The organism is Mesorhizobium sp. INR15 (genome assembly GCF_015500075.1).
Taxonomy (GTDB): domain Bacteria; phylum Pseudomonadota; class Alphaproteobacteria; order Rhizobiales; family Rhizobiaceae; genus Mesorhizobium.
Map to the genome: position 1 here is coordinate 5896888 of NZ_CP045496.1, position 14365 is coordinate 5911252.

The window sequence follows — 14365 nt, forward strand, 5'->3', positions numbered from 1 at the left end:
CATGCTGTTTGGCAAGACGATCCTCATCACCGGTGTCGCCTCCGGCATCGGCGCCCGCACGGCGGAACTGGCGGGCCAGCTCGGTGCCGACGTGATCGGCGCCGATGTCCGCGAACCGGTTGGACACCAAGGCAATTTCATCAAGGCCGACATCTCGTCCAAGGCCGGCGTCGACGATCTCGTGGCGCGCTTGCCGCCACGCATCGACGCGCTTTGCAACGTCGCCGGGCTGTCGGGCAACACGGGTGCCGTGTCGACGCTTGCCGTCAACTTCTTCGGCCTGCGCGCGTTGTCCGAGGCGGTCGCGCCAAAACTTCGCGAGGGCGGCGCCATCGTCAATGTCGCCTCGATCGCCGGCTATGGCTGGCGCGCCAATCTCAACCGTGCCGCCTCGATGGCCGGTATCGAAGGCTTTCCCGATGTCGCCAAGGTGGTCGCCGACCACGAGGTGAAGAATGAGGAAGGCTACCCGGTCTCGAAGGAATTGCTGTTGCTGTGGACCTTGCGTGCCGCTCACCAGGAGCTGTTCAAGAGCCGTGGCATCCGCGTCAATGCGGTGAGCCCAGGCCCGGTCGAAACACCGATCCTCAAACAGTTCCGCACCGTGCTGGGCGACGCCCGCGTCGACAGCGATATTGCCCGTGTCGGCCGCGCCGGCACATCGGGTGACATCGCGCCGGTTGTGCTGTTCCTGTGCTCGGATGGCGCACGCTGGGTCAATGGCGCCAATGTGCCGGTCGACGGTGGCCTTGAGGCATCGATCAACGCCGAAGTGCTCGGCTTCTAACGTATTTGAAGGCGCTCCGTGGGGAGCGAGGGAGACAGTCATGGACATTGGGCTTTTGATCGACGGCGACAAAAGGGACGCATCGGGCGCTGCTGCCTTCGAACGCATGGATCCGTTCACCGGCAAGCTGGCAACACGCGCCGCCGCGGCCAGCGTCGCCGATGCCAATGCCGCCGTGGAAGCGGCGGCGGCGGCGTTTCAGGCCTGGTCCAAGACAGGTCCGGGCGAACGCCGAGCCTTGCTGCTGAAAGCCGCGGACGTCATGGCTTCGAAGGTCGGCGAATTCACCAAGCTGATGATGGAGGAGACCGGGGCGACCGGCCCGTGGGCCGGCTTCAACGTCATGCTGGCGGCCAACATGCTGCGCGAGGCCGGCGCGATGACGACGCAGATCTCGGGCGAAATCATTCCGTCGGACAAGCCGGGCACGATCGCCATGGCGATCCGCCAGCCGGCAGGCGTGTGCCTCGGCATCGCGCCGTGGAATGCTCCGGTCATTCTCGGCACCCGCGCCGTGGCCATGGCGATCGCTTGCGGCAACACGGTGGTGCTGAAGGCCTCCGAACTGTGCCCCGGCACGCACCGGCTGATTGGCCAGGTGCTGGTCGAGGCCGGCCTGCCCAAGGGCGTCATCAATGTCGTCACCAATGATCCTAGGGACGCCGCCGATATTGTCGAGGCGCTGGTTGCGCATCCGGCGGTCAAGCGCGTCAACTTCACCGGCTCCACCAAGGTTGGCCGGATCATCGCCGAACTCGCCGGCCGGCATCTGAAGCCGGCCTTGCTCGAGCTTGGCGGCAAGGCGCCGCTTTTGGTGCTGGACGATGCGGATATCGATGCGGCAGTGAACGCCGCGACGTTCGGCGCTTTCATGCATCAGGGTCAGATCTGCATGTCGACCGAGCGGCTGATCGTCGATGAGACGGTCGCCGACGCATTCGTTGCCAAGCTCGCTGCCCGCGCCTCGCAACTGCCGGCGGGCGACCCGCGCGGCGATGTCGTGCTGGGCTCGCTGATCAGCAGCCAGGCCGCTGACAAGATGGAGGAACTCATCGCCGATGCCGTCGCCAAGGGTGCCAAGCTGGTGGCCGGCGGCAAGCGCACCGGCACCGTGGTGGAAGCGACATTGCTAGACCACGTCACGCCGGCAATGCGCGTCTACGCGGAAGAGTCCTTCGGGCCGGTCAAGCCGGTGATCCGGGTGAAAGGCGAGGATGAGGCGGTGCGGGTCGCTAATGACACCGAGTATGGTTTGTCCTCGGCTGTCTTCAGCCGCGATATCAAGCGCGCCATGGCGGTTGCCGCCCGCATCGAGGCCGGCATCTGTCACATCAACGGCCCGACGGTTGGCGACGAGGCACAGATGCCGTTCGGCGGCGTCAAGGGTTCGGGCTATGGCCGCTTCGGCGGCAAGGCATCGATCGCCGAGTTCACCGACCTGCGCTGGGTGACGATCGAGGACCCGAACCAGCATTATCCGTTCTGACGGCCAGCACCGGGAGCGTCACTCCTTTGTCAACGCCCTGAACAGCTTGTCGAGCAGCCCGACCAATTGTTGCTGCTCGTCACGCGACAGGTCGACGAACATCTCCCGATTGAGGTTCCAGGCGAATTCCATCACCTCGGCGTAGAGCTTTTCGCCCTCCCCCGTCAGCGCCAGATCGTTGACGCGGCGATCCTCGCTGCTGACCGCCTTGACCAGAAGGCCACGCTCGATCAGCCCGCTGACATAGCGGCTGAGCTGCCCCTCGTCCTGCTGCGTGGCGCGGGCCACGGCGCGAACCGAGGGCTGCCCGAGATATTTCACCACAGCCAGCGTCCGCCATTCGCCAAGCGTGATGCCATAGGTGCTGACCAGGACATTCTGTGCCTGCCGGTCGTTCACCCGCGTCAGCAAGGCGAGGCGATACGAAAACAGATCGCGAATGTCGTGTGGGCTCTCCCAGGGCGGTGGTGTCGGGTTCAGAGCATCGCGGTAGGGTGACGTCATATTGGTTGACATTGTCAGGCAATTCCTTGATAGTGTCAAACAATGGGGTGCCACGAAAAGAGCATCCGGGCAAGCCACAGGTTGGAGGAGACTGAGATGCTAAAGGTTTTGAAACGTCGTCTGGGCCTCGGCGTTGCCGCCCTCCTCTCCAGCCTCGCGCTGCTGGCCTGGGCTGATGGCGCGGCGGCGGAAAACACCAAACTGCGATTTGCCTATCTTCTCGCCGATTCCGACCTGCCAATCTTCGTCGCCCAGAAGAACGGCGCTTTCCAGGCCGCGGGCCTTGATGTCGAACTCACCGAAGTGCAAGGCGGCCCTGCGGTCGTCGCGGCCATTGCTTCTGGCTCGGCGGATGTCGGCTACGCGGCGCCCGTGCCGCCGATCAATGCCCGCCTCAACGGCGTCATGGTCAAGATGGTCCTGGCGCTCGGCCATGAGGTCGATCCCGACAAGAAATTTCTATGGCTCGTGGCATCCAAGGCTTCCGGCGCCAAGGACCTTGCGGGCCTCAAGGGCAAGAAGATTGCCTTCAACGCCAACGGCTCGCTTTGCGAACTGGCATGGCGCGACCACATGGCCAAGGCCGGCTTGAGCATGGACGATGTTCAGGTTGTCATCTTGCCCTTCCCGCAACAGGAAGCTGCATTGGAGCAAGGCGCCATCGATGCGACCTGCACCGTCAATCCGTTCTTTGCTTCGATGTCGAAGAACACGGCCATCGGGGCCCAGATCGTGGCGTCGGGCGTGCTGGCGGACGAGAGCAAGCCGACGCTCAACGATGTGATCTTCGCCGGCGACGACTACATCGCCGCCAATGCCAGCAGCATCAAGGCCTTCGGCAAGGTGATTTTCGAAACCCGCAACGCGCTTTTGGCCAACCGTGCGGAACTCGAAGCGGCGGCGGTGGAGTTTCTCCAGCTGACGCCGGAAGCGGCCAAGGACTTCAACCTGCCGATCGTCAAACCGGAACTCACCGTCACTGAAGCCGATGTCCAGATACTGCTCGACGCCATGAAGCGGGCCGGCATGCAGACGCAGGACATCGCCGCCAAAGACTTCGTCGCCAACATGGCGCCGTGAGGCTATCGTCGCATGCGGGTAAGTACGGCCGGCGGGAGGACCGATGGACGTTGTGTTGAAAGTCGACGGGCTGACAAAGTCCTACGGTCGCGGCGCTGACGCGGTTCAGGTTCTCGGCGGCATTTCCTTCGAGGTCCGCCGAGGCGAATTCGTCTCGGTGGTCGGACCATCCGGCTGCGGCAAGACCACCTTGCTGTTCGCGATTGCCGGCCTGCATTCCGTCACGTCGGGAAGCGTCAGCCTGAAAGGCCAGTTGGTCACCGCACCGCCCAAGGGCGTAGCGGTGGTCTTCCAGGACTATTCGCGCTCGCTGTTTCCTTGGAAGAACAACCGCGACAATGTCGCGTTCGGCACGGCGCGCATCAACGGCCTGTCCGCCGCCGACAAGCGCGGCAAGGCACAGGAGATTCTCGAGGCCGTCGGCCTCACCGGCTTTGGCGACAAATATCCGTGGCAGCTTTCCGGCGGCATGCAGCAGCGTGTCGCCATCGCGCGGGCGCTGGCCTCGCAAAGCGAGCTCTTGTTGCTGGACGAGCCTTTGGCCGCTGTCGACGCGCAGACCCGGGCCGACATGCAGGACCTGCTGCTCGATATCGCCATCCGCTTTCAACAGACCTGCCTGCTTGTCACCCATGATGTCGACGAGGCCGTCTACATGGCTGACCGCGTCGTGGTGCTGACGCGGCGCCCGACAACGGTCGATCACGAAATCACGGTCGACCTCGGCAAGAAACGCGACCAGATCGCGACCCGCGAAAACCCCGTCTTCTTGAAAGCCCGTCACGACGTGATGACCAGCATCCGCAATTTTCGTGCGGCCGCGCCGGCAGACGCCGCCGCATGACGATCGACGGCGTCAAATCCTATGATGCCTTGCTTCGCATGGGCGCGGTCATTTCCTTTCTGGTGATCGCCGCCGTCTGGCAGCTTGTCGCGAGTTCCGGCTTGGTGCCGCCGAAATATTTCCCAGGCATCCCGGCCATCGCTGGCGGCTTCTGGAGCATGCTGACATCAAGTGAATTGCCTGGCGCCGAGTTGAAAACCCTGTCGCGGGCTTTGACCGGGTTGGCGGGCGCATCGATCCTCGGCATAGCGCTGGCTGTCCTCAGTGACCTGTTGCCCGTATTCCGCCGAGGCTTTGCTCCTGTCGCCGCGCTCATCCAGCCCATCCCGCCCGCGGCCCTGGTGCCGATGGCCGTTTTCATGCTGGGTCTTGGCCCCAAGCTCTATGCCTTCATCATCATCCTGGTGACGGTCTGGCCACCCTACTTCAATGGCGTGGCGGCACTGGCGAGCGTCTCGCAGGAGCAGATCCGCAGCGGCCAGATGATGGCACTGAGCCGATGGCAGATCCTGTGGCGGATCAAACTGCCTGCCGCGCTGCCGGAGATTTTCGCCGGCATCCGCTATGCCTCGACCATCAGCCTCATCGCCGTGGTTGTCGCGGAAATGCTGGCCGGTCATGACGGGCTCGGTTTCCTCTTGATCCGCAAGGCCTTCGCGATCCGCATTCCGGAGGTCTACGCGCTGATGTTCGTCTGCGCGGCAAACGGGCTGGTCATGAACGGGCTGATCAAGCTGTTGCGCTGGCAATTCACCGGCTGGCATATGCGCATGATCGAGCAGCCGGCATGAAGAGCAGCCGCCTCAACGAGACGGCCTCGGGACTGATTGTCCCCTTGGCAATCCTGCTTGCGTGGCAGGCCCTGGCCTGGCGCGCCGCGACACCGCTTTTTCCCGGCCCATGGCAAGTCGCCCTGTCGATCTGGAAGCTGTACCCGATGATCGTCGGTCAGATCGGCTACACGCTGATGCGCGCCCTTGCCGGCTTCGTGGTCGCGGCGGTGCTGATGATACCGCTCGGCATCCTGCTCGGCCGCCTGAAGACCGTCGGGCGGCTGGTCGAGCCGATGATGGACATGCTGGCGACGTTGCCGCCGCCAGCGGTGGTACCGATCGTCATGCTCTTTGCCGGCACCGGCGACATCGCCAAGATCGTCATCATCGCCTACGCTGCCGCTGTGCCGCTGATCATGAACACCTATGAGGCCTCGAAGACCCTGCATCTGATGGCGAACCAGGTGGCGCGGTCGCTGCGCTTGAGCCGCTTCGAGACCATGCTGCATATCGATCTGCCGGCCTCGCTGCCGATGATTGCCACCGGTATGCGGCTTGCCATCGCATCGGCGCTGCTGGTCAGCGTCACCTCTGAAATGCTGCTTGCCACCAATGGCATCGGCGTTGTCATCCAGCGCCAGCAGGAAAATTTCCAGATCGCTGGCGGTCTCGCCGCGATCGCCTTCATCTCGGTCATCGGCCTGATCATCAACAGCCTTGTCTTCCAGTTGGAGAAGCGCTGGCTGTTCTGGCATTACCGGTCGTCCGAGAGCCACAATGACGGGTAGACGATGACAGACCGCCGCAATGTCCTTTTCATCATGTGCGACCAACTGCGCTTCGACTATCTGAGTTGCGCCGGACACAAGAGCCTAAAGACGCCGAACATCGACCGGCTGGCCAGCCGAGGCGTGCGCTTCACCAACGCCTATGTGCAGTCAACCGTGTGCGGGCCCTCGCGGATGAGCGCCTATACAGGCCGCTATGTCCGGTCACACGGATCGACGCAAAACGGCGTGCCGCTGCGGGTCGGCGAACCGACGCTTGGCGACCATCTGCGGGAGGTCGGTGTGCGATCCGCACTGATCGGCAAGACCCATATGGCGGCCGATGAGAAAGGCATGGAACGCCTCGGCATCGACAAGACGTCGATCATCGGTGTGCGTGTCGCCGAATGCGGTTTCGAGCCTTTCGAGCGCGATGACGGGCTTCACCCCTCGTCCGGCTACGACCCTGACCCGGCCTACGATACCTACCTGCGCCAGCATGGCTTCGACGCCGACAACCCATGGGAGCACTGGGCCAATTCAGGCGAAGGCGAGAACGGCGAGAATTTCAACGGCTGGCTGCTCGTTCACTCGGACAAGCCGGCACGCATTCCCGACGAGCATTCCGAAACACCCTACATGACGCGCCGCGCCATGCGCTTCATCGAAGAGGCCGAGGCCAAGGGCGAAGCCTGGTGCGCGCATCTTTCCTATATCAAACCGCACTGGCCCTACATCGTGCCGGCGCCCTATCACGACATGTACGGCAAGGCGGACGTCCAGCCGCCGGTGCGCAGCGAGGCCGAACGCCTCTCACCCAATCCGATCTTCGAAGCTTTCCAGCAGGAGCGCTACTCCAGAAACTTCTCCCGCGACGCGGTCCGCGACACCGTCATCCCCTGCTACATGGGGCTGATCAAGCAGATCGACGACCATCTCGGCACCCTGTTCGACTTCCTGGAAGAGCGCGGCCTGTTCAACAGCACGATGATCGTGTTCACCTCGGACCATGGCGATTACCTCGGCGATCATTGGCTGGGTGAAAAATACATGTTCCATGACGTCGCCGCCAAGGTGCCGATGATCGTCTACGATCCGCGCCCGCAGGCCGACGTGACGCGCGGAACGACATCCGACGCGCTGGTGGAAATGATCGATCTCGCGCCGACCTTTCTCGACTTCTTCGGCGGCAAGGCAAAGCCGCACATTCTTGAAGGCCGCTCGCTCTCGCCCCTACTGGCTGGAGAGCGCAAGAACTGGCGCAGCCATGCGGTGAGCGAATATGACTACGGCGGCGATGCCGCGCGGCTCAAGCTGGCCATGCCGGTGTCGGACTGCAAGCTCTACATGATCACCGACGGCAGCTTCAAACTGATCCATGGCGAAGGGCTGGCGCCGATCTTCTTCGACCTGCGCAATGACCCGGACGAGCTGTGCGATCTCGGGACGGACGCAGCGGCAACGGCCGACATAGAGCGGTTGCGGCAAGCGCTGTTCCGCTGGCTTGCGGCACCCAACAACCGCATCACCGTTCCGGACGAATGGCTGACGGAGAGCGACGACAAGATGCTGCATTTCGATCCGCTGATCGGCCCTGGCGTGCTGATCGGCTATTGGGACGAGGCAGAACTTGCCGAACAGCATGAGGCCCGTCGCGAATGGCTGTCAAAGCAACCCGGGAAATGACGCTTACGCCGTTATCAGTGAGGGCACGAAGCGGACGCTGGCGGATCGGGTCTCGCCTGGCGCGAGCACGATGGAGCCGGTGTTGTATCCGTTGCCGACGCGGTTGAACGCGTCGGTCATGTTGCTGACCGGCTCGGCGCAGAAGAACGGCTCGCCGGGCGGCGTGTAGAGCACGAGGAAATCGAGCGGCGCTTCAGCTTCCATATCAAGCTGCCGCCCGTGTTCCGGCCAGGTAATCCGCGCGTTGCGCGCCCAGCCGGTGAAGGCCGTATCGAAATCGGCCTCTGAAATATCAAAGCCGGTGGTCGGGTTGGCGCCCGCCGGTGGCACGACATGCCGGGTCGGCAAGACCTGTGCATCGGTTTCCCACATGCCGGTGACGCTCGCCTGGATATGCGTCCACGGTGTCGACGGGAAATAGGGATGAAGGCCAAACCCCGCCGGCATCGGCGTATCAGAGAGATTGCGCAGCGACAGGCGAATGCTCAGCCTGCCGTCCTCAACCGAGATTGCTTGTTCGGCCTCATAACTCCACGGCCAGGAATCGGCGGCATGGCGATAGTGCAGGATCGCCGTGCCGGCGTCGTGCCGCGCGACTGTCCACGGTTTGCGCCATCCGTGGCCGTGTTCGTGATGCGGATCGTCGGGCCGTGTCGGCAGCCGGATGCCGCGGTCTCCGAATTCGAAGCGCCCACCCCTGATGCGATTGGAATAAGGAACCAGCGGGAAGCAGCCCATGGCGCCGGCGTCGCGGCTGGCGATCGCACCGCTATCCGCTGGTCTTAGCCAGTCCACGGTTTGCCCGTTGCCGTGCCAGCGATAGGACGCCACCGCCCCGCCGGCAGCAGGCGCTATCTCGACCGTGGCAATGCCGTCGCCGATCGAAATCAGGTCTTCATCGAGGTGTTTTGCCCCAGCAGTGGAATTCCCCATCATCCGCCCCGCCATCCCCTTGACTTCATCCACTATGCCATTAAGACATATCATATGAATAGTATGAAGAATAAAAAATCATTCAGCACGGCGCGCACCTCAAGGACACCGGTTGCGGTGTTCAGCGGCTCCACGGCGCTGCATGCGACAGTCGTTGAACAGATTGGGTTGCGTATCGTGCAAGGCGACTTCCTGCCCGGCGAGGCACTGCCCAATGCCGACGATTCCAGCGAGATGCTGGGAGTGAGCCGTACGGTGCTGCGCGAAGCGATAAAAGTCCTGGCGGGCAAGGGGCTCGTCGAGTCGCGGCCCAAGACCGGCACCCGGGTGCGTCCCCGCTCCGACTGGAACTTCCTCGACCCGGACGTCCTGTCGTGGCGCTACGCCGGCGGCGTCAATGCCGAGGATGTCAGGGCGCTGTTTGAACTTCGCCGGGCCATCGAGCCCATGTCGGCGGCACTCGCGGCGCGGCGTGCCACGCCAGCTCAGATTGCCGAAATCAATGCCGCTCTGGCTGAAATGGAAGCGCTCAGCGATGATGGTGACCGCTTCGCCAAGCCCGACCTAGTGTTCCACCAGACCATCCTGCGCATGACCGGCAATGAGCTGATCGGTTCGCTTGCGGCACTGGTCGAAACCGCCTTGGTGATGAGCTTTCGGCTCTCCAACGACAATCCGGACGGGCAGCGCCACTCTGTGCCGCTGCATCGGGAAGTGGCCGAAAAGATCGCGGCCGGCGATGCGGATGGCGCACAAAAGGCGCTGCTCGTGCTTATCGACAATGCCGAGGAGGACGTGCGCCGCAGCGTTGAAAACCGCAACCGGCGCCGCCAGGATCGGGAACAGACATCGTGACGGATACAAAACGCAAACTGCGTTCAGAAGCCTGGTTCGGCGGTGAAGGCAAGAATGCCTTCATGCACCGCAGCTGGATGAAGAACCAGGGCATCCCCGCCGACGCTTTCGACGGCCGCCCGGTGATCGGCATCTGCAACACCTGGTCCGAATTGACGCCGTGCAATGCGCACCTGCGGGCACTGGCCGACCACGTCAAGCGCGGCGTCTATGAGGCCGGCGGCCTGCCGCTCGAATTCCCTGTCATGTCGCTCGGCGAAAGCAACATGCGCCCCACCGCCATGCTGTTCCGCAATCTGGTGAGCATGGATGTCGAGGAATCCATCCGTGCCAACCCGATCGACGGCGTCATCCTGCTGGTCGGCTGCGACAAGACCACGCCGGCGCTGCTGATGGGCGCGGCATCGTGCAATCTGCCGACCATCGCCGTTTCCGGCGGGCCGATGCTGAATGGCAAGTTCCGTGGCAAGGATATCGGTTCGGGCACCCATGTCTGGAAATTCGCCGAAGAAGTGAAGGCTGGCCGCATGCCGGTCGCCGATTTCCTCGCCGCCGAGCAGGGCCAGAGCCGGTCGGCGGGCAGCTGCATGACGATGGGCACGGCCTCGACCATGGCCAGCATGGTGGAAGCGCTCGGCATCGGCATGCCGGACAATGCAGCGATCCCGGCAGTGGACTCGCGCCGAGGCGTTCTCGCCCAGATGGCCGGACGCCAGATCGTCGACCTGGTCCGCAGGGACGTGACGATCGCACAGATCCTCACCAGGGAGGCCTTCGAAAACGCCATCCGCGTCAACGGCGCGATCGGCGGCTCGACCAATGCGGTGCTGCATCTGATCGCCATCGCCAATCGGGTCGGCGTCGATCTCAGCCTGGACGACTGGGATCGGCTTGGCCGCGACATTCCAACCATCGTCGACCTGATGCCATCGGGCCGGTTCCTGATGGAAGATTTCTACTACGCCGGGGGGCTAGCTGCGGTCATGGCGTCGCTTGATGAAGTGGGGCTTCTTCATCGCGACGTCATGACTGTCAGCGACAAGACCATAGGTGAACTGGTCGACGGCGCGCCCAACTACAACAGCGAGGTCATCCGGCCGCTGAGCCAGCCGCTGACCAAGGAAGGCGGCATCTCGATCCTGCGCGGCAATCTGGCGCCCAATGGCGCGGTGATCAAACCTTCAGCAGCAACGCCCGAACTGATGCAGCATCGCGGCAAGGCGGTCGTCTTCGAGAACATCGAGCACTACTACGCCCGCATCGACGATCCGGACCTGGATATCGACGCATCCTCGGTGATGGTGCTCAAGAATTGCGGGCCGCGCGGCTATCCCGGGATGGCAGAGGTCGGCAACATGCCGCTGCCGGCGAAGCTGCTCAAGCAAGGCGTGTCCGACATGGTGCGCATTTCGGATGCACGCATGAGCGGCACCGCTTACGGCACCGTTGTTCTGCATGTGGCGCCAGAGGCTGCTGCCGGCGGCGTGCTCGCCCTGGTGCGCGATGGCGACCTGATCGAACTCGATGTCGCCGGCCGGCGTCTCGAACTTCTGGTTTCGGATGAGGAGCTGGCGATCCGCCGGCGTGACTGGAAGCCGCCGACACCGCCTCAAGGCGGCTACCAGAGCCTTTATGTCGAGCGCGTGCTGCAAGCGGACAAAGGCTGCGATTTCGACTTTCTCGTTGGTCGCCGCGATGCCGGCATCCCTCGGCATTCCCATTAGAGAGACGCGCGATGACGTATGAACTCGACAACTACGCCATCTACCCCAGCCTCAAGGGCCGCAGCGTCTTCATAACCGGTGGCGGCAGCGGCATTGGCGAGAGCCTGGTCCGACATTTCTGCGCGCAAGGCAGCCTTGTCGCCTTCGTCGACCTGGCCGAGGAACCTTCCCGGCAGCTGGTCGAGACGATTGCCGCCGAAGGCAATCCAGCGCCGCTTTTCATTCCTTGCGATTTGCGCGACATCGAGCAATTGCAGGCGGCAACCGTGCAGGCAATGCTGCAAAACGGCCCGATCCAGGTCCTGTGCAACAATGCCGGCAATGATGACCGCCACCAGACCAAGGACGTGACCGTCGCCTATTGGGATGACCGCATGGCGGTCAACCTGCGCCACCAGTTCTTCGCGGCCCAGGCGGTTCGCCCGCAAATGGGCTCGCAGGGCGGTGGTTCGATCATCAACTTCGGCTCGATCACCTGGATGGTGGGTGATCCCGACTGCCCTGCCTATGTGACGGCCAAGGCAGCGGTTTACGGCATGACGCGGGCACTGGCCCGCGAGCTCGGCCCGGAGCGCATCCGCGTCAACTGCATGGTGCCGGGCTGGGTGATGACCGAGCGCCAGGTGCGCTTGTGGCTGAACCCGGACGGAGAGCGTCAGATCGCGGAACGGCAGTGCCTGCCCGACCGGCTGCAGCCCTCCGATATCGCGCGCATGGCGTTGTTTCTCGCCGCCGACGACAGCCGCATGTGCACAAGCCAACAGTTCATCGTCGATGCGGGCTGGGTGTGATCCCAAGCCTCAAGGGAAGAAGGTAGTTTCATGCGTCTTGTTCAGTTCAGAATGTCCGATGGGACCAGGCGGGTTGGTCGGGTCTCCGAGGATGGCAACCACCTCCACCCGCTCGACAAGACGAGCACCGTCCTGGAACTGGCCGCAGCAGCGATTGCCGAGGGCGTTACCATCGCGGCTCTTGTCGAAAAGCGGACCAGCACCGAGACAATCGATTATGACCAGTTGCTGCGCGAGGACCGCGTGCTTGTCCCGGTCGACCATCCGGAGCCGGCGCGCTTCCTCGTTACAGGCACGGGCCTGACCCATACGGGCAGCGCTGCCGCACGCGACAAGATGCATGTGCTCACTCACGGCAAGGACGCCGAGGAATCCGATTCGCTCAAGATCTTCCGCATGGGCCTTGAAGGCGGCAAGCCCGCCGCCGGCCAGATCGGCATCCAGCCGGAATGGTTCTTCAAGGGCGTCGGCACCTGTGTCGTGCCGCCAGGTGCGGCGCTGCCGATGCCGGCATTCGCGAAAGCCGGCGCCGAGGAAGCCGAGATTGTCGGGCTCTATCTCAACGGCCCCGATGGCCATCCCTACCGTATCGGCTACGCACTTGGGAACGAGTATTCCGACCACGTGACCGAGGCCGAGAACTATCTCTATCTCGCCCATTCCAAGCTGCGCTCCTGCTCGATCGGACCGGAACTGCTGATCGGTGACCTGCCGGATGAAGTGCGCGGTCACTCCCGCATCCTGCGCAACGGCGCCGTCATCTGGGAACAGGACTTCCTGTCTGGTGAAGCGCACATGTCGCACTCGATCGGCAATCTCGAGCATTTCCATTTCCGCTATCCGATGCACCGCAGGCCGGGCGACCTGCATGCCTATTTCTTCGGCGCGGCGGTGATGAGCTACGCCTCCGGCGTCCAGACGGCGCCCGGCGACGAGTATGAAATCCAGGCACAGACATTCGGCAAGCCACTGCGCAACCGGATGGAACAGGTGCCGGACGAGGGACTGGTCGCTGTCACCCAGCTGTGACGGCGAAGGTCCAAACCACGGTCCACCAGAACGACAATGGGAGATTAAAAATGGGACTGAAGAAACTGTTTCTGAAAATGGCGACCATCGGGCTCGGTATCGGCCTGATGACATCGGCGGCACTGGCGGCGAACCTCAGGGTTCTGGCCTGGGACGGCTATGCCGACCCGGACTGGGTCAAGGATTTCACCGCCGCGACCGGCATCGGCGTCGATGTCGTCTTCATCGGCAGCGATGACGAGATCTGGGCCAAGATCAAGGGCAGCGAAGGCCAAGACTTCGACGTCTTCGCCGTCAACACCGCCCAGCTGCAGCGCTACATCAAGGCCGACCTGGTGTCACCGATCGACGTCAGCAAGCTCGCCAACCAGAAGGAAGTGCTGCCGCGCTTCCGCGATCTGACGGCGGTCAGCGGCGTCACCAAGGACGGCAAGGTCTACGGCATTCCGTTCTGCTTCGATTCCATCGGGCTGATCTACGACACCGACAAGGTCAAGCCGGCGCCGACATCGATGTCGGTTCTCTGGGACCCGGCATACAAGGGCAAAGTGCTGGCCTACGACAATGGCGAGCACAATTTCTCGTTCACGGCGCTGACGCTCGGCTACAAGGATCCGTTCAATCTCAGCGAAGAGCAGATGGCGGCGGTCAAGGCCAAGCTGGTCGAGCTCAAGCGCAATGTGCTGAGCTTCTACACCACCGCCGACGAAGCGCAGCAGATCTACCAGAACAATGATGTCGCTCTGATCTGGGCCAACTATGGCCAGCAGCAGGTCAAGGCGCTGCAGAAGATCGGCGCTCACGTCGCCTACGTCAATCCAAGCGAGGGTGCTCTGGCCTGGCTCGACAACTGGGTCATCTCCAAGGGCGTCCGCGACAATGCCGCCGCCGAGAAATGGATCGACTTCATGCTGACCAAGAAGGTCAGCGGCGCGCTTTCCGAGCGCACCGGCTTCGGCAACACCGTGACCGAAACCAGCAGCGCCGGCGGCAACGACAAGCTGGTCTGGCTCAATAATGTCGAGGATCCGCTGAAGCGTTCGGACATGTGGAACGAGGTCAAGGCGACGCCCTGATCTCTTCGCGTTATGATTTGATGGACCCGG

The 14365-nt window shown here is 63.1% G+C and carries 14 protein-coding genes; 12 read left to right on the forward strand and 2 right to left on the reverse strand.

Features of this window, described 5'->3' with window-relative positions:
* Position 1: 1 nt before the first annotated feature.
* Together GA829_RS28790 and GA829_RS28795 are read left to right on the forward strand one after the other, a co-directional pair.
* Positions 2-787: a coniferyl-alcohol dehydrogenase gene (locus GA829_RS28790; RefSeq protein WP_195179845.1), complete on the forward strand. Its 786-nt coding sequence runs from the start codon at positions 2-4 to the stop codon at positions 785-787.
* Positions 788-827: 40 nt separating this feature from the next.
* On the forward strand, positions 828-2273 hold the full coding sequence (locus tag GA829_RS28795) for an aldehyde dehydrogenase (protein WP_195175943.1): 1446 nt from the start codon (positions 828-830) through the stop codon (positions 2271-2273).
* A gap of 18 nt (positions 2274-2291) precedes the next feature.
* Here GA829_RS28795 and GA829_RS28800 read toward each other — a convergent pair whose 3' ends face one another.
* Positions 2292-2789 (reverse strand): MarR family winged helix-turn-helix transcriptional regulator, encoded by a 498-nt coding sequence (locus tag GA829_RS28800; protein WP_195175944.1) that lies wholly within the window; start codon positions 2787-2789, stop codon positions 2292-2294.
* A gap of 84 nt (positions 2790-2873) precedes the next feature.
* Between GA829_RS28800 and GA829_RS28805 the strand changes: the two genes are divergently transcribed.
* The 5 genes from GA829_RS28805 to GA829_RS28825 are packed head-to-tail and all read left to right on the forward strand — an operon-like array spanning position 2874 to position 7927.
* Positions 2874-3857: an ABC transporter substrate-binding protein gene (locus GA829_RS28805; protein ID WP_195175945.1), complete on the forward strand. Its 984-nt coding sequence runs from the start codon at positions 2874-2876 to the stop codon at positions 3855-3857.
* Between the two features lie 43 nt (positions 3858-3900).
* Positions 3901-4701 carry an ABC transporter ATP-binding protein gene (locus GA829_RS28810; RefSeq protein ID WP_195175946.1) on the forward strand — a complete coding sequence of 267 codons (801 nt, stop codon included), beginning with the start codon at positions 3901-3903 and terminating at the stop codon, positions 4699-4701.
* Positions 4698-5492 carry an ABC transporter permease gene (locus GA829_RS28815; RefSeq protein WP_195175947.1) on the forward strand — a complete coding sequence of 265 codons (795 nt, stop codon included), beginning with the start codon at positions 4698-4700 and terminating at the stop codon, positions 5490-5492. The genes GA829_RS28810 and GA829_RS28815 overlap by 4 nt, the downstream gene beginning before the upstream one ends.
* Complete coding sequence (locus GA829_RS28820; RefSeq protein ID WP_195175948.1) at positions 5489-6262, forward strand: ABC transporter permease; 774 nt, start codon at positions 5489-5491, stop codon at positions 6260-6262. The genes GA829_RS28815 and GA829_RS28820 overlap by 4 nt, the downstream gene beginning before the upstream one ends.
* A 3-nt stretch (positions 6263-6265) precedes the next feature.
* Positions 6266-7927 carry an alkaline phosphatase family protein gene (locus GA829_RS28825; RefSeq protein ID WP_195175949.1) on the forward strand — a complete coding sequence of 554 codons (1662 nt, stop codon included), beginning with the start codon at positions 6266-6268 and terminating at the stop codon, positions 7925-7927.
* Between the two features lie 3 nt (positions 7928-7930).
* Here the strand turns inward: GA829_RS28825 and GA829_RS28830 are convergent, their stop codons facing one another.
* Positions 7931-8863 (reverse strand): aldose 1-epimerase, encoded by a 933-nt coding sequence (locus tag GA829_RS28830; RefSeq protein ID WP_195175950.1) that lies wholly within the window; start codon positions 8861-8863, stop codon positions 7931-7933.
* Between the two features lie 60 nt (positions 8864-8923).
* On the opposite strand from GA829_RS28830, the gene GA829_RS28835 reads away from it, so the two are divergent.
* From GA829_RS28835 to GA829_RS28855, 5 genes are read left to right on the forward strand one after another with little or no spacing between them, the layout of a single operon-like run.
* Entirely contained in the window at positions 8924-9715 is a 792-nt protein-coding gene (locus GA829_RS28835) for a FadR/GntR family transcriptional regulator (RefSeq protein ID WP_195175951.1), read from the forward strand.
* Positions 9712-11439 carry an IlvD/Edd family dehydratase gene (locus GA829_RS28840; RefSeq protein WP_195175952.1) on the forward strand — a complete coding sequence of 576 codons (1728 nt, stop codon included), beginning with the start codon at positions 9712-9714 and terminating at the stop codon, positions 11437-11439. The genes GA829_RS28835 and GA829_RS28840 overlap by 4 nt, the downstream gene beginning before the upstream one ends.
* Before the next feature lie 11 nt (positions 11440-11450).
* A complete protein-coding gene (locus GA829_RS28845) occupies positions 11451-12230 on the forward strand; it encodes an SDR family NAD(P)-dependent oxidoreductase (RefSeq protein WP_195175953.1) in 780 nt (259 codons plus the stop codon).
* A gap of 30 nt (positions 12231-12260) precedes the next feature.
* The gene (gene araD1 / locus GA829_RS28850; protein ID WP_195175954.1) at positions 12261-13259 is read left to right on the forward strand and encodes an AraD1 family protein; all 999 of its coding nucleotides are present in this window, start codon (positions 12261-12263) and stop codon (positions 13257-13259) included.
* A 50-nt stretch (positions 13260-13309) separates the two neighbouring features.
* The gene (locus GA829_RS28855) at positions 13310-14335 is read left to right on the forward strand and encodes an ABC transporter substrate-binding protein (protein WP_195175955.1); all 1026 of its coding nucleotides are present in this window, start codon (positions 13310-13312) and stop codon (positions 14333-14335) included.
* Positions 14336-14365: the final 30 nt, after the last annotated feature.

What these genes read in the sequence shown, in the direction of transcription:
- GA829_RS28790 (WP_195179845.1), top strand. Translation starts at nt 2, where the DNA reads ATGCTGTTTGGCAAGACGATCCTCATCACCGGTGTCGCCTCCGGCATC.
- GA829_RS28795 (WP_195175943.1), top strand. Translation starts at nt 828, where the DNA reads ATGGACATTGGGCTTTTGATCGACGGCGACAAAAGGGACGCATCGGGC.
- GA829_RS28800 (WP_195175944.1), bottom strand. Translation starts at nt 2,789, where the DNA reads ATGTCAACCAATATGACGTCACCCTACCGCGATGCTCTGAACCCGACA.
- GA829_RS28805 (WP_195175945.1), top strand. Translation starts at nt 2,874, where the DNA reads ATGCTAAAGGTTTTGAAACGTCGTCTGGGCCTCGGCGTTGCCGCCCTC.
- GA829_RS28810 (WP_195175946.1), top strand. Translation starts at nt 3,901, where the DNA reads ATGGACGTTGTGTTGAAAGTCGACGGGCTGACAAAGTCCTACGGTCGC.
- GA829_RS28815 (WP_195175947.1), top strand. Translation starts at nt 4,698, where the DNA reads ATGACGATCGACGGCGTCAAATCCTATGATGCCTTGCTTCGCATGGGC.
- GA829_RS28820 (WP_195175948.1), top strand. Translation starts at nt 5,489, where the DNA reads ATGAAGAGCAGCCGCCTCAACGAGACGGCCTCGGGACTGATTGTCCCC.
- GA829_RS28825 (WP_195175949.1), top strand. Translation starts at nt 6,266, where the DNA reads ATGACAGACCGCCGCAATGTCCTTTTCATCATGTGCGACCAACTGCGC.
- GA829_RS28830 (WP_195175950.1), bottom strand. Translation starts at nt 8,863, where the DNA reads ATGATGGGGAATTCCACTGCTGGGGCAAAACACCTCGATGAAGACCTG.
- GA829_RS28835 (WP_195175951.1), top strand. Translation starts at nt 8,924, where the DNA reads ATGAAGAATAAAAAATCATTCAGCACGGCGCGCACCTCAAGGACACCG.
- GA829_RS28845 (WP_195175953.1), top strand. Translation starts at nt 11,451, where the DNA reads ATGACGTATGAACTCGACAACTACGCCATCTACCCCAGCCTCAAGGGC.
- araD1 (WP_195175954.1), top strand. Translation starts at nt 12,261, where the DNA reads ATGCGTCTTGTTCAGTTCAGAATGTCCGATGGGACCAGGCGGGTTGGT.
- GA829_RS28855 (WP_195175955.1), top strand. Translation starts at nt 13,310, where the DNA reads ATGGGACTGAAGAAACTGTTTCTGAAAATGGCGACCATCGGGCTCGGT.